General features: G+C 63.4%; 11 protein-coding genes. 7 read left to right on the plus strand and 4 right to left on the minus strand.

Features of this window, described 5'->3' with window-relative positions; all coding sequences use genetic code 11:
- Window positions 1-42 precede the first annotated feature (42 nt).
- From FIU81_RS07510 to typA, 5 genes are all read left to right on the plus strand, one after another.
- The gene (locus FIU81_RS07510; protein WP_124112952.1) at window positions 43-501 is read left to right on the plus strand and encodes a hypothetical protein; all 459 of its coding nucleotides are present in this window, start codon (window positions 43-45) and stop codon (window positions 499-501) included.
- Between the two features lie 37 nt (window positions 502-538).
- Window positions 539-1,141: a YitT family protein gene (locus FIU81_RS07515; RefSeq protein WP_124112954.1), complete on the plus strand. Its 603-nt coding sequence runs from the start codon at window positions 539-541 to the stop codon at window positions 1,139-1,141.
- 9 nt (window positions 1,142-1,150) lie between these two features.
- Complete coding sequence (locus tag FIU81_RS07520; protein WP_124112956.1) at window positions 1,151-1,480, plus strand: DMT family transporter; 330 nt, start codon at window positions 1,151-1,153, stop codon at window positions 1,478-1,480.
- A gap of 77 nt (window positions 1,481-1,557) precedes the next feature.
- Window positions 1,558-2,427, plus strand: coding sequence for a mechanosensitive ion channel family protein (locus tag FIU81_RS07525; protein WP_124113131.1), 870 nt, complete (start codon window positions 1,558-1,560; stop codon window positions 2,425-2,427).
- 67 nt (window positions 2,428-2,494) lie between these two features.
- Window positions 2,495-4,312: a translational GTPase TypA gene (gene typA, locus FIU81_RS07530; RefSeq protein WP_124112958.1), complete on the plus strand. Its 1,818-nt coding sequence runs from the start codon at window positions 2,495-2,497 to the stop codon at window positions 4,310-4,312.
- Window positions 4,313-4,405: 93 nt separating this feature from the next.
- Here typA and FIU81_RS07535 read toward each other — a convergent pair whose 3' ends face one another.
- Window positions 4,406-5,278 carry an NAD(P)-dependent oxidoreductase gene (locus FIU81_RS07535; protein WP_124112961.1) on the minus strand — a complete coding sequence of 291 codons (873 nt, stop codon included), beginning with the start codon at window positions 5,276-5,278 and terminating at the stop codon, window positions 4,406-4,408.
- Between the two features lie 73 nt (window positions 5,279-5,351).
- Between FIU81_RS07535 and FIU81_RS07540 the strand changes: the two genes are divergently transcribed.
- A complete protein-coding gene (locus tag FIU81_RS07540) occupies window positions 5,352-7,823 on the plus strand; it encodes a penicillin acylase family protein (RefSeq protein WP_124112963.1) in 2,472 nt (823 codons plus the stop codon).
- Between the two features lie 90 nt (window positions 7,824-7,913).
- On the opposite strand, the gene FIU81_RS07545 is transcribed toward FIU81_RS07540, so the two are convergent.
- Window positions 7,914-9,464, minus strand: a complete 1,551-nt coding sequence (locus FIU81_RS07545; RefSeq protein ID WP_124112965.1) for a helicase HerA-like domain-containing protein — start codon at window positions 9,462-9,464, stop codon at window positions 7,914-7,916.
- Between the two features lie 419 nt (window positions 9,465-9,883).
- Here FIU81_RS07545 and FIU81_RS07550 point away from each other — a divergent pair, with 419 nt between their 5' ends.
- On the plus strand, window positions 9,884-10,543 hold the full coding sequence (locus tag FIU81_RS07550; protein ID WP_124112967.1) for an invasion associated locus B family protein: 660 nt from the start codon (window positions 9,884-9,886) through the stop codon (window positions 10,541-10,543).
- A gap of 393 nt (window positions 10,544-10,936) precedes the next feature.
- On the opposite strand, the gene FIU81_RS07560 is transcribed toward FIU81_RS07550, so the two are convergent.
- Together FIU81_RS07560 and FIU81_RS07565 are read right to left on the minus strand one after the other, a co-directional pair.
- Window positions 10,937-12,145, minus strand: coding sequence for a beta-ketoacyl-[acyl-carrier-protein] synthase family protein (locus tag FIU81_RS07560; RefSeq protein ID WP_124112972.1), 1,209 nt, complete (start codon window positions 12,143-12,145; stop codon window positions 10,937-10,939).
- Window positions 12,142-12,405 carry an acyl carrier protein gene (locus FIU81_RS07565; protein ID WP_124112974.1) on the minus strand — a complete coding sequence of 88 codons (264 nt, stop codon included), beginning with the start codon at window positions 12,403-12,405 and terminating at the stop codon, window positions 12,142-12,144. The genes FIU81_RS07560 and FIU81_RS07565 overlap by 4 nt, the downstream gene beginning before the upstream one ends.
- Window positions 12,406-12,419: the final 14 nt, after the last annotated feature.

A 12,419-nucleotide genomic window follows, 5' to 3' on the forward strand; every position in this document is an offset into this window, starting at 1 on the left:
TCTGCGATGGGCTGCATCGAAACCAGTTCAGCGGAGTCATCTATGCGCCTTGTCACGATTGCCCTTTTGTCCACACTGACAGCCGCCCATGCGCAGGACCAAACCCCCGGTCGGGTCGGCTCTGGCGCGCCGGAGGATCTGTTCCTAGAAGTGACCCACGGTCCGGACGGTGCGCCGATGCTCAGCGCCGAAGACTTCACGCTCGCCCAAGGCGGCTATTACCGCTTCAACTTCGTCTGCCCCGAGGAACTGACATCAGAGACCGGGTTCCACTTCGAGGCGACCGAGTTGGTGGAAGACAGCCACATCCGGGTTCTGTCGGTCGGAGAGGTGGATATCGAGTTCTACGCGCAGGGTCTAAGCTTCCGTGCAGTCGAATGCGACGATCAGGGTTCTGCTCGGTTCAGCTTTCACCCCATGCGCACGGGCGTCTACGCCATCGACGTGCGCGATCAGGGCATCCCGCCGAAGACCGCGACAGCGCGCGTGACAGTCGAGTGATCCTTGCTCCCCACCGTGGCTCATGCGAACGGGGGGCATGGAGAAAACGACACGGCACACCACGCTCGACGACGCGCAGGGCATCGCCTTCGGCACCTTCTGCTGCGCGATCGGATTGCAAATCCTGACGTTCAACGGGCTGGTCACGGGCCAGACCGCCGGGCTGGCGGTTATCGTGTCCTACCTGACGGGCTGGTCCTTCGGAGCCGTCTTCTTCGTGGTGAACCTGCCCTTCTATGTGCTGGCGTGGAAGCAGCTTGGTCCGACCTTCACGCTCAAATCGCTGATCTCCGTCACGATCCTGTCGATCCTGACCGAGCTGATCCCTAACGGGTTCTCCATCCAGACGCTGGACCCCGCGCTTGGCGCGCTGATCTTCGGCGCGCTGACCGGTGCGGGCCTGTTGGCGCTGTTTCGTCACGGCGGATCGCTGGGCGGGATCGGCGTCGCAGCACTTTATGCGCAGGACCGCTTCGGCATTCAGGCGGGCTACGTCCAGCTTGGCTTCGACGCGATGCTCTTTGCCGTCGCCTTCGCCATCTTCCCGTTCTGGATCGTCGTGTGGTCCCTGCTGGGGGCGGTGGTCGTGAACCTTGTCATCGCCATCAATCACCGCCGCGACCGCTACGTCGCAACATAAGGCCCGCCGATGCCATACCTGTATCTCGTCCTCGCCGTGGCGGCAGAGACCATCGGCACCTCGGCCCTGCAAGCAAGCCAGCAGTTCACCCGGCTCGGGCCGTCCGTGCTGGTCGTGCTGGGCTACACGGTCGCCTTCTACTTCCTGTCCCTGACCCTGCGCAGCCTGCCCGTGGGCGTGGCTTACGCCATGTGGTCTGGCCTTGGTATCCTACTGATCTCGCTGATCGGCTGGGTCGTCTTCGGCCAGCGGCTGGATATGCCCGCCATCCTTGGCATGGGGCTGATCTTGGCAGGGATCGTCGTGATCCAATTGTTTTCGAACACCGCACACCACTAGCAAGACAGGGCCTTCGCCCTAACTGGCCCGCAATGGAAGATCTTATCCTTCAATTCTGGCAGGTCCTGCCGGAACCCATGCGCAACCAAATCGTCGGATATACCAACGGCTTCTGGCGAATCCTGCCGCTGATCCTCGCTTCGCTGCTTTGGCTTGTCCTCGTCTGGCTAGCGGTAAAACTTGTCGGCTTCGCCGTGCCCCGCGCCCTGAAGCGGGCCAAGATGCGTGGCGCGCTGCGCGAAGTCATCGTGATGCTGCTGACCGTATTCATGTGGCTGTTCGGCGTGCTGATCGCTGTCACCATCGCCTTTCCGACCATCACGCCGGGCAAGGCCCTGACCGCGCTGGGTGTCGGCGGCGTGGCCATCGGTTTCGCCTTCAAGGACGTGTTCGAGAACTTCCTCGCCGGTGTCCTGCTGCTGTTCCGAGAGCCCTTTTCCAAGACCGACTTCATCGAATGCGAGGGGATCGACGGGCAGGTCGAAGACATCACCGTTCGCGACACGCTGATCCGCCAGACCGATGGCCAATTGGTTGTCGCCCCTAACGCGATGTTCTTCAAGAACCCGGTCACGATCCGCACCGCCCAAGGCCTGCGCCGCACGACCATCATCGCAGGCGTGTCCTACGATACCGATGTGGACGCCGCGCGCGATGTGATCGTCAAGGCCGTCAAGGAAGTCGACTCGGTCCGCGACGACGTGCGCGACGTGCAGATCTTCGCGCAGGAGTTCGGCGACAGCTCGATCAACTTCGAGGTTACGTGGTGGACCGGATCGCGCCCCGTCGACATCCGCGCCAGCCGCGACAAGGTGGTGGCCGCTGTCAAACGCGCGCTTGATGATGCTGGAATGGAGATTCCGTTCCCCTATCGCACGCTGACTTTCAAGGAACCGCTGCCGATGCGGATGGTGAAGGATCCCGACGGAACGTCCGACACCCCCTGACCCTTTCGCACTTCCCATTGCTGCGGTTGCACGGTAAGGCCCGCGCGACCCCCGAAAGGACGACCCCATGCAATTGCGCAACATCGCGATCATCGCTCACGTGGACCACGGCAAGACAACGCTGGTGGACGAACTGCTCAAACAGTCCGGCGCATTCCGCGAAAACCAGCAGGTCGCCGAGCGCGCGATGGATAGCAACGATCTGGAACGCGAGCGCGGCATTACCATTCTGGCGAAGAACACCTCGCTCGAATGGAAAGACTGCCGTCTGAACATCGTCGACACCCCCGGCCACGCCGATTTCGGTGGAGAGGTCGAGCGCATCCTGTCCATGGTCGACGGCGTGGTGCTGCTGGTGGACGCCGCCGAAGGCCCGATGCCGCAGACGAAGTTCGTTCTGTCGAAGGCGTTGGCGCTGGGCCTGCGCCCCATCGTGGTGCTGAACAAGGTCGACAAGCCCGACGCCGAGCCAGACCGCGCGCTGGACGAGGTGTTCGACCTCTTCGCCTCACTAGAGGCAGATGAAGATCAGCTCGACTTCCCGCATCTCTACGCCTCTGGCCGCAACGGCTGGTGCGATGCGGAACTCGACGGCCCGCGCAAGGATCTGGACGCGCTGTTCAACCTGATCGTGCGTCACGTGCCCGCGCCGAAGCAGCAGTCCCGCACGGATGAAGACTTCCGCATGCTGGCCACCACCCTGGGCGCCGACCCCTTCGTTGGTCGCCTGCTGACCGGCCGTGTCGAATCGGGCCGCCTGAAGGTGGGTGCGACGGTGCAGGCGCTGTCACGCTCGAACCAGAAGATCGAACAGTTTCGCGTCACCCGTATCCAGGCCTTCCGTGGCCTCGCCCAGCAGGATATCGACGAAGCGCTGGCGGGCGATATCGTTTCGCTCGCGGGTATGTCCAAGGCCACCGTGGCTGACACGATCTGTGCGCTGGCGGTAGACGAATCGCTTCCCGCTCAGCCCATCGATCCGCCCACCATCACCGTCACCTTCGGCATCAACGACTCGCCTCTGGCGGGCCGCGACGGCAAGAAGGTCCAGTCCCGCGTCATCCGCGAGCGGCTGATGAAAGAGGCCGAGACCAACGTCGCCATCAAGATCAGCGACACGCCGGGCGGAGAAGCCTTCGAAGTTGCCGGTCGCGGCGAATTGCAGATGGGCGTGCTGATCGAGAACATGCGCCGCGAAGGGTTCGAGCTGTCCATCAGCCGCCCCAAGGTGCTGATGCGCGAAATCGACGGCGTGATGCACGAGCCGATCGAGGAAGCCACAATCGACGTGGATGACGAGTATTCCGGTGCCGTCATCGAAAAGATCACCGGCGCCCGCAAAGGCGATCTGGTCGAGATGAAGCAGGCCGGCGCGGGCAAGACCCGCATCATCGCGCACATCCCCTCGCGCGGTCTCATCGGCTATCACGGCGAATTCCTCACCGACACGCGCGGCACCGGCGTGCTAAACCGCGTGTTCCACAGCTGGGCCCCGCACAAGGGCCCGATTCCGGGCCGCCGTCAGGGTGTTTTGATCTCGATGGAGAACGGCACCTCTGTCGCCTACGCCCTGTGGAAGCTGGAAGATCGCGGCAAGTTCTTCATCGGCGCGCAGGAAGCGGTCTATACCGGCATGATCCTGGGCGAGCACAGCCGCGACAATGACCTTGAGATCAACCCCCTGAAGGGCAAGCAGCTGACCAACGTGCGCGCCTCCGGCACCGACGAGGCCGTGAAGCTGACTACGCCTGTCACCATGACGCTGGAGCAGGCCATCGCCTACATCGACGACGACGAGTTGGTCGAGGTCACGCCCAACGCCATCCGCCTGCGCAAGCGTTATCTGGACCCGCATGAGCGCAAGCGGAACGCCAAGAAGGCCTGATCCGCCAAAAGGTGAGTATTTCTTAAAACAATAAAGGGGGCGCGGTTTTCAGCAGACCGCGCCCCTTCTTCTTTGTTTTCTTAAATACTCAGATCACGCCAGTTTCCGCAGGCGCGCGATCAGGGCAGAGGTATCCCATCGGCCACCGCCCATGTTCTGCACATCCTTGTAGAACTGATCCACCAGCGCGGTGACGGGCAGCGCGGCACCGATCTCGTTGCCGGTCTGCAGGCAAATCCCCAAGTCCTTGCGCATCCAATCCACGGCAAAGCCATGCTCGAAGTGATCGTCCAGCATCGTCTCATAGCGGTTATTCATCTGCCACGATCCTGCCGCTCCCTGGCTGATGACCTCGACCACCGCACGACCGTCGAGGCCTGACTTCTCGGCGAAGTGCAGCGCCTCTGACAGACCCTGCACCAGCCCCGCGATAGCGATCTGGTTGCACATCTTGGTGGTCTGACCCGCGCCCACGTCACCGATCAAGCGGCAGATCTTGGCGTAGGCGTCGATCACGGGTGCCGCCCGGTCGAAGTCGACTTGCGCCCCGCCGCACATCACCGACAGCGCGCCATTCTCGGCGCCCGCCTGTCCGCCAGAGATCGGCGCGTCCACGTAACCGATACCCTTCTGCGATGCCGCTTCCGCCAGTTCCCGCGTCACCGCCGCCGACACAGTGGTGTGATCCACGAACAGCGCGCCCGTGGACATGCCGGCGAAGGCACCATCGTCTCCGGTGCAGACCCCACGCAGGTCGTCATCGTTGCCCACGCAGGAAAACACGATCTCGGCATCCTTCGTGGCCTCGGCAGGCGTCTCGCCCATGGTGCCGCCGTGTTCTGCGACCCAATCCTTGGCCTTTTGCGTCGTGCGATTGTAGACGCTGACCTCATGGCCCGCCGCCTTCAGATGCCCCGCCATGGGATAGCCCATGACCCCAAGTCCCAAGAACGCGATACGTGCCATGCTTTTCCTCCCCGACGGCATTGTCTAAGCACTGGCTTAACCTGCCCCCCGCGCCGGTCAACCGGAGACCTTGATGATTACCCTCTTTCGCTGGCTTGTCCGCATCGCCTCGGCGCTCATCCTTCTGGGGGCCGTGGCACTGCTGCTCGGCTACTGGTTCCTGTCGCGTTCACTGCCGGACTTCGATGAGACCATTGCCGTCGACGGCATCACCGCCCCGGTCGAGATCGTGCGTAACACCAATTCCATCCCGCATATCTTTGGTGAAACGGACGAAGACGTCTTCTTCGGTCTGGGCCTTGCCCACGCGCAAGACCGGCTTTGGCAAATGACCCTGTTGCGCCGCACCGCGCAGGGCCGCTTGTCTGAAATCTTCGGCGCGCGCACCGCCCGCACCGACGAGCTGCTGCGTAGGCTGGATATCTACACCCTCGCCACCCGCTCCGTCGCCGCGCAAGACGATCAGGCGACCGCCGCGCTGCGCGCCTACGCCGACGGAGTCAATGCCTGGATCGAGGAAGTGAACAGCGGGGCGCGCGGACGCGGCGCGCCGGAGTTCTGGCTGTTCGAGCCGTCCATCGCCCCGTGGCAGCCCGCCGACAGCCTTGCGATCATCAAGCTGATGGGCCTGCAACTCTCGGCCCACATCACCGAGGAAGTGCTGCGCGCCCGCGTGTCCCTTGCCTTGGACGACGATACGCGCCTGTCCGACTTGATGCCCGACGTACCCGGTGATGGGATCGCCGCCCTGCCAGAGTATGCGTCATTGGTGCCGGGGTCCGAAGACATCCGCTTCGCCGAAACCACACCGCGCCCGGCGCTCAGCCCTATCGCCCCGCGTGGCCTTGGGGGGGCGTCGAACGCGTGGGCGGCGGCACCATCACGCTCAGCCAGCGGCGGCACTCTGCTGGCGAACGATCCGCACCTTGGCTTTACGGCACCGGCGATCTGGTATCTGGCCCGCTTAGAACTGGAGTCCGGCGGCGTTATCGGCGGGACGATCCCCGGCATGCCGGTGGTGCTGGTTGGCCGCTCGGACCGCATCGGCTGGGGGCTGACGTCGTCCTACGCCGACGATCAGGACGTCTATGTCGAGCGGCTGAACCCCGACAATCCGACCCAAGTGCGCACGCCCGAGGGCTGGAAGGCCATGCGGACCCGCCCCTCGATCATCCGGATCAAGGACGGCGCGGATACGACTCTGACCCTTCGCTGGACCGACAACGGCCCCGTGCTGCCGGGTGCACATTACGATCTGGGCACGATCACGCCGCCGGGCCACGTGGCCAGCGTCGCGTGGACGGCGCTGAACGATGAAGACACCTCTATCAGCGCGGCCCTCGCCCTGATGCGCGCGGGGTCCGTGGAAGAGGCCATCGACGCCGCCGAGGGCTTCGTCGGCCCGTCACAGAACCTGACGGTCGTCGACCGCGAAACCATCGCGATGAAGACCATCGGCACCCTGCCCCGCCGTCGCGAGGGCCACCAATCCAAGGGGCGTCTGCCCACCCCCGGCTGGATCGAGGCGAACCGTTGGGACGGCATACTGCCCTACGCGTCGAACCCCGAGTTTCGCGCTCCGCAGGGCGGCATTCTGGGCAACACAAACAACAAGATCATCGACCGCGAATTCCCGATGCATGTCTCCTATCTGTGGGGCGACACGCAACGCGTGCAACGCTGGCAACGGCTGATGCAGGGCCGCGAGGTGCACACCCGCGAAAGCTTCATGGAAGCGCAACTGGATACTGTTTCCTTCACCGCCCGCTCGCTGCTGCCGCTGGTGGGGGCCGAATTATGGTTCACCGGAGAAGCGGCGCCCGAAGGCACGCCAGAGCGCCTGCGCCAACGTGCGTTGGCCTTGCTGGCCAGCTGGAACGGCGAGATGAACGAACATCTGCCAGAGCCGCTGATCTACGCCGCCTGGCTGCGCGCCCTGCAAGACCGGCTGATCCGCGACGAGCTTGGGCCGCTGGCGGATGAATTCGACCACGTCGAGCCGCTGTTCATCGAACGTGTCTACCGCGACGTCGACGGCGCATCGGAATGGTGCGACGTGACCCAATCGGCAAGGATAGAGACCTGCGCGGACATGGCACGATTCGCCTTGGACGACGCGCTGGTCTGGATCGACGAGCGCTACGGCACAGCACTGGAGTCGCTTCGCTGGGGCGACGCGCATGAGGCTGCGCACGAGCATCCCGTGCTGGGCGACGCGCCGGGCCTCAGCTGGATCGTGAACATCCGGCAATCCACCAGCGGCGGCGACAACACGCTGCGCCGGGGCCGCACGTCCGGCACCGATCCGGACCCGTTCACCAACGTCCACGGCGCTGGCTACCGGGGCATCTACGACTTCGCAGACCCCGAGTCGTCGTTGTTCATCTTGTCGACCGGGCAATCGGGCCATCCGCTGTCACGCCACTACGACGATCTGGGAGAGCTGTGGCGGCGGGGCGAATATATCCCCATGACGCTGGACCCAGACCTTGCCCGCGCCGGGGCCGAGGGCATCACGCGGTTGTATCCGCGGGCGGAGGGGTAAGCCGGGTCGTGGAGTGGGTATTTGCAAAAGCAAAGAACGACGCGGACGCGCTTTTTTGCTTTTCTTGAATACCCTCCTTGGGCGGCCCGCTTACCGCCCCTTGAACAATCCGCCAAGGATGCCGCGCACGATGCGGCGGCCGGTCGTGCCCTTCAGTTCCTTCATAACGATCTGCGCCATCGCGCCGCCGAAGCTGTCATCCTTGCGCGCGGGCTTGCCGCGCGATGTGGACCGTTCCACGCCGGTGCCGGTATAGCGCCGTCCGGCGCGGTATTCGCGTTCGGCGGCCTCGGCCTCCTCTTCCTTGCGCTCGGCCTCTTCGGCCTCTTTAGCGGCCTGCTCTGCCTTGGCTTTGAGCATCTCGAACGCGCTTTCGCGGTCGACCTGCGCCTCATACTTCCCGGCGACCGGAGAGCTTGCGATAACCGCCCGGCGCTCGTCTGCGGAGATTGGCCCAAGCTGGGATGACGGCGGACGGATCAGCGTGCGTTCCACGACGCCCGGCGCGCCCTTCTTGATCAGGAAAGATGTCACCGCTTCGCCCACGCCGACCTCTCTGATCGCCGCTTCGGTGTCGAAACGCGGGTTGGTGCGGTAGGTTTCGGCGGCACGGTGCAGGGCCTTGCGGTCGCGCGCGGTGAAAGCGCGCAGAGCGTGTTGCACACGGTTGCCCAGCTGTCCCAACACGTCCTCGTCGATATCGTCGGGATTCTGGCTGACGAAGTAAACGCCCACCCCCTTCGAGCGGATCAGCCGTGCGACTTGCTCGACCTTTTGCACCAATGCCTTGGGCGCGTCCTCGAACAGCAGGTGCGCCTCGTCAAAGAAGAACACCAGCTTGGGTTTGTCCGGGTCGCCGATCTCTGGCAGCTCTTCGAACAGTTCCGACAGCAGCCACAGCAGGAACGTCGCATAGAGGCGCGGCGAGGACATCAGCTTGCCAGAGTCCAGGATGTTGATCGGCCCGCGCCCGTCCGTGTCGGTCCGCATGATATCAGCCAGTTCCAACGCCGGTTCCCCGAAGAGGTTTGCGCCGCCTTCGTTTTCGATCACCAGAAGCCGCCGTTGGATCGCACCGATGGAAGATCGAGAAATATTGCCGTAGCGCAGTTCCAGCGCGTCCGCGTTCTCGCCACACCAGACCAGCAGCGCCTGCAAGTCCTTCAGGTCCAGCAGCGGCATTCCTTGCTCGTCGGACATGCGGAAGGCGATGTTTACCACACCTTCCTGCGCCTCGGTCAGATCCAATAGACGAGACAACAGCAGCGGGCCCATTTCGGCCACTGTGGTGCGGACGGGATGGCCGGATTTGCCGAAAAGATCCCAGAACGTCACCGGGAAGGACTCGTATTTAAAGCTGTCCGCGAAATTGATCGTTTCCGCTCGGGACATGAAGGCGTCGTGCAGCTTGAAGTCGGCGCTGCCGGCGGCGGCAAGACCGGACAGGTCACCTTTCACGTCGGACAGGAAGACCGGTACGCCACGGGCCGAGAAGCTCTCTGCCAAAATCTGAAGCGTGACCGTTTTGCCGGTGCCCGTCGCACCCGCGATAAGGCCGTGACGGTTGGCGTATTTCATCAAAAGAACCTGAGGATCGCCGTAGCCTTCGCCCCCGCCGCCCACGAAGATATCGTCGTCCATGCCCGCTCCTTGGCTGTCGTTCCGCAGCGACAATACATCCTTAACCCTTGGGTGCTAGTCATGGTGACGATCCGGTTGCGCCTTGCCCATGGGTGCGGCTGGATCACTCTCCCTGATGGACTGGCCGCGCTTTCCGGGCGCGGCCATTTTTGCGCCCAAGCGCTTCACTCGGGCCCCGCCAAAAGCCTCGAAATTGGCTGTTGACGCAAGCAAGCGCCTTCACTAGCGTCCGACCCAATGAAAAAAGGCTGGCCAGTCCGCCAGGGAGAATACTGCTGAAAAAGGCCCCCTCGACGGGGCCTTTTTCGCATTTTACCCTCTTGGCGCGGTGGCCATTGTTATCGAAATCGGGACTGACAGCGCAGCGATGACATGCTAAGCGCCCCGGCAGTCCACCCGTCCTTCAAATGGGAAATACAATGTCCGATCTACTGAAATCCTTGTGCCTCGCCGGTCTGCTGGTTGGGTTCGCCCCTGCCGCCATCGCGCAGGACGCGACCGATGATACCGCGACCGAGGCTCCTGCGACCGAACCCGCTCAGGACGTGGTCACGCCGACCGACCCCAACGCGCTGAACATGGGTGAGCCTGCTGCAGAAGAGGCCGATGCCAGCGACGCCGCCGGTACCAACTACATCGCCGAGACCTTCGGCGACTGGGAGCAGCGCTGCGTGCGTCGGCCAGAGGGTGCTGACCCCTGCCAGATCTACCAGCTCCTGCGCGACGCCGACGGCAACGCCGTGGCCGAGATGAGCGTTTTCCCCCTGCCCGCCGGTCAGCCCGCCGTGGCCGGATCGACCATCATCACGCCGCTGGAGACGCTACTGACCAAGAACATCACGATCTCTGTCGATGGTAGCCAGGCGCGCCGTTATCCGTTCGAATTCTGTGCCGCGCAGGGATGCCTGTCGCGCATCGGCTTCTCACAAGGCGAGATCGACCAATTCAAGCGCGGTGCCGCCGGTCGTCTGACGATCTTCCCGGCCGCCGCGCCCGAGACGCCGATCAACCTGACGATCAGCCTGTCCGGTTTCACTGCCGCCTTCGAGTCGGTGACCGAGGCGAATACGGCGCAGTAAGTTCTGCCATCAAACGCGAAAAGGCCGGGGTCCATGCCCCGGCCTTTTTCGTTTCTGCTGTGGCGTTAATACTTATTGCCGATCGTCCGCGTCCAGCTTCTGACCTTCACGGCGCAGGAAAAACCCGACACCGACGCTGAAGACTGCGACGATTGCAATGACTGCTATTTCGCTACCCATCGGAAGGCTCCTTCTTCAGATACCCTAGGACATAGTGCGCCGCGCCGTGAAAAACCACTCCTAGAAGCGCCCAGATCGGAGAGAGTACGGCTACGCTGCCCGTTTCGACCAAAGGACGGAGCAGCGAAAAACCGATAAGACCGACACCGATCGCGTTCAGGAATCCCGCGAACAGCTTAACCCGTTCGTTATAAGACGAAACCCGATCCCGCATCAGATCCGCTTGAGGGCCAGCACTGCGTTCAACCCGCCAAAGGCGAAGGCATTGGACAGGACGACGTCGACCTGCGCCTCGCGCGCTTCGTTGGGAACCACGTCCAGAGCACATTCGGGGTCTGGCTCTTCGTAGCCGATGGTCGGCGCGATCACCCCGTCACGTAGCGCCATGATGCAGGCCAGAAGCTCTACGGCCCCCGTGCCGCCGATCAGGTGCGCGTGCATCGACTTGGTGCTGGAGATCATCAGATCATTCGCGTGGTGGCCGAACACATCGGCCACCGCAGCGCATTCTGTCTTGTCGTTGGCGGCCGTGCCGGTGCCATGGGCATTGATGTAGCCCACCTGCCCCAGATCGACGCGCGCGTCGGCGACAGCGCCCGCGATGGCGCGCGCGGCACCCTTCTTCGACGGCATGACGATATCGGCTGCGTCGGACGACATGGCGAAACCCGCAACCTCCGCCAGTATCTCTGCGCCGCGCGCCTTGGCGTGCTCGTATTCCTCGAACACGAACATGCCCGCTCCTTCCCCCTGCACCATGCCGTTGCGCGTGGCGGAAAACGGGCGGCACGCATCCTTGGACATGACGCGCAGGCCCTCCCACGCCTTGACGCCGCCGAAGCACAGCATGGATTCGGAACCGCCTGTCACCATCACGTCGGCAACCCCCGACCGGATCATAGAAAACGCCTGACCCATCGCATGATTGGACGACGCGCAGGCCGTCGCCACGGTGAAGGACGGCCCCTGCAAATTGTGCTGCATCGAAATATGCGATGCCGCCGCGTTGTTCATCAGTTTCGGCACGACGAAGGGGTGAACGCGGTTCTTCCCCTCTTCATAGACGGCACGGTAATTCTCGTCTTGCGTCGACAGCCCACCGCCCGATGTGCCCATGACCACACCGGCACGCAGGGCCAGCGGCCCGAAGAACTCGATCCCCGACTGTTCGACGGCCTGATTGGCGGCCAACAGCGCGAATTGCGTGAACCGATCGTACAAAGCAATCTGTTGTCGATTGAACGTCGCGGTCTCGTCGTAGTCCTTGACCTGAGCGCCGATCTGGACGGCCAACCGCTCGACATCACGGATCTTCAGCGGGCCGATGCCGCAGCGCCCTTCGCGCATCGCTTCAAGCGTTTGCGGCACGTCGTGACCCAGCGCGTTGATCGTACCCGCGCCGGTGATGACGACCCGCCTCACGTCTTCTGCGCCGCCACCAGACCTTCGACCGCGCCGACAATGGCAGCGACCGAGGAGATATCGAATTCGCTGGCCTGCGGGTCGTTGGCGTTGAACGGCACCTGAATGTCGAACTCTTCCTCTATGGCGAAGATCGATTCTACCAGCCCAAGGCTGTCGATGCCCAGATCTTCAAGGCTTTGCGTCAGAGTGACGTCGGATGGCTCGATCATCGCCTGTTCGGCGAGGATGCGGATGACCGTGTCCTTGGTGTCTGCCATGGCTCGAACCCTTC

The organism is Palleronia sp. THAF1, from assembly GCF_009363795.1.
GTDB lineage: Bacteria > Pseudomonadota > Alphaproteobacteria > Rhodobacterales > Rhodobacteraceae > Palleronia.

What these genes read in the sequence shown, in the direction of transcription:
- FIU81_RS07510 (WP_124112952.1), top strand. Translation starts at nt 43, where the DNA reads ATGCGCCTTGTCACGATTGCCCTTTTGTCCACACTGACAGCCGCCCAT.
- FIU81_RS07515 (WP_124112954.1), top strand. Translation starts at nt 539, where the DNA reads ATGGAGAAAACGACACGGCACACCACGCTCGACGACGCGCAGGGCATC.
- FIU81_RS07520 (WP_124112956.1), top strand. Translation starts at nt 1,151, where the DNA reads ATGCCATACCTGTATCTCGTCCTCGCCGTGGCGGCAGAGACCATCGGC.
- FIU81_RS07525 (WP_124113131.1), top strand. Translation starts at nt 1,558, where the DNA reads ATGCGCAACCAAATCGTCGGATATACCAACGGCTTCTGGCGAATCCTG.
- typA (WP_124112958.1), top strand. Translation starts at nt 2,495, where the DNA reads ATGCAATTGCGCAACATCGCGATCATCGCTCACGTGGACCACGGCAAG.
- FIU81_RS07535 (WP_124112961.1), bottom strand. Translation starts at nt 5,278, where the DNA reads ATGGCACGTATCGCGTTCTTGGGACTTGGGGTCATGGGCTATCCCATG.
- FIU81_RS07540 (WP_124112963.1), top strand. Translation starts at nt 5,352, where the DNA reads ATGATTACCCTCTTTCGCTGGCTTGTCCGCATCGCCTCGGCGCTCATC.
- FIU81_RS07545 (WP_124112965.1), bottom strand. Translation starts at nt 9,464, where the DNA reads ATGGACGACGATATCTTCGTGGGCGGCGGGGGCGAAGGCTACGGCGAT.
- FIU81_RS07550 (WP_124112967.1), top strand. Translation starts at nt 9,884, where the DNA reads ATGTCCGATCTACTGAAATCCTTGTGCCTCGCCGGTCTGCTGGTTGGG.
- FIU81_RS07565 (WP_124112974.1), bottom strand. Translation starts at nt 12,405, where the DNA reads ATGGCAGACACCAAGGACACGGTCATCCGCATCCTCGCCGAACAGGCG.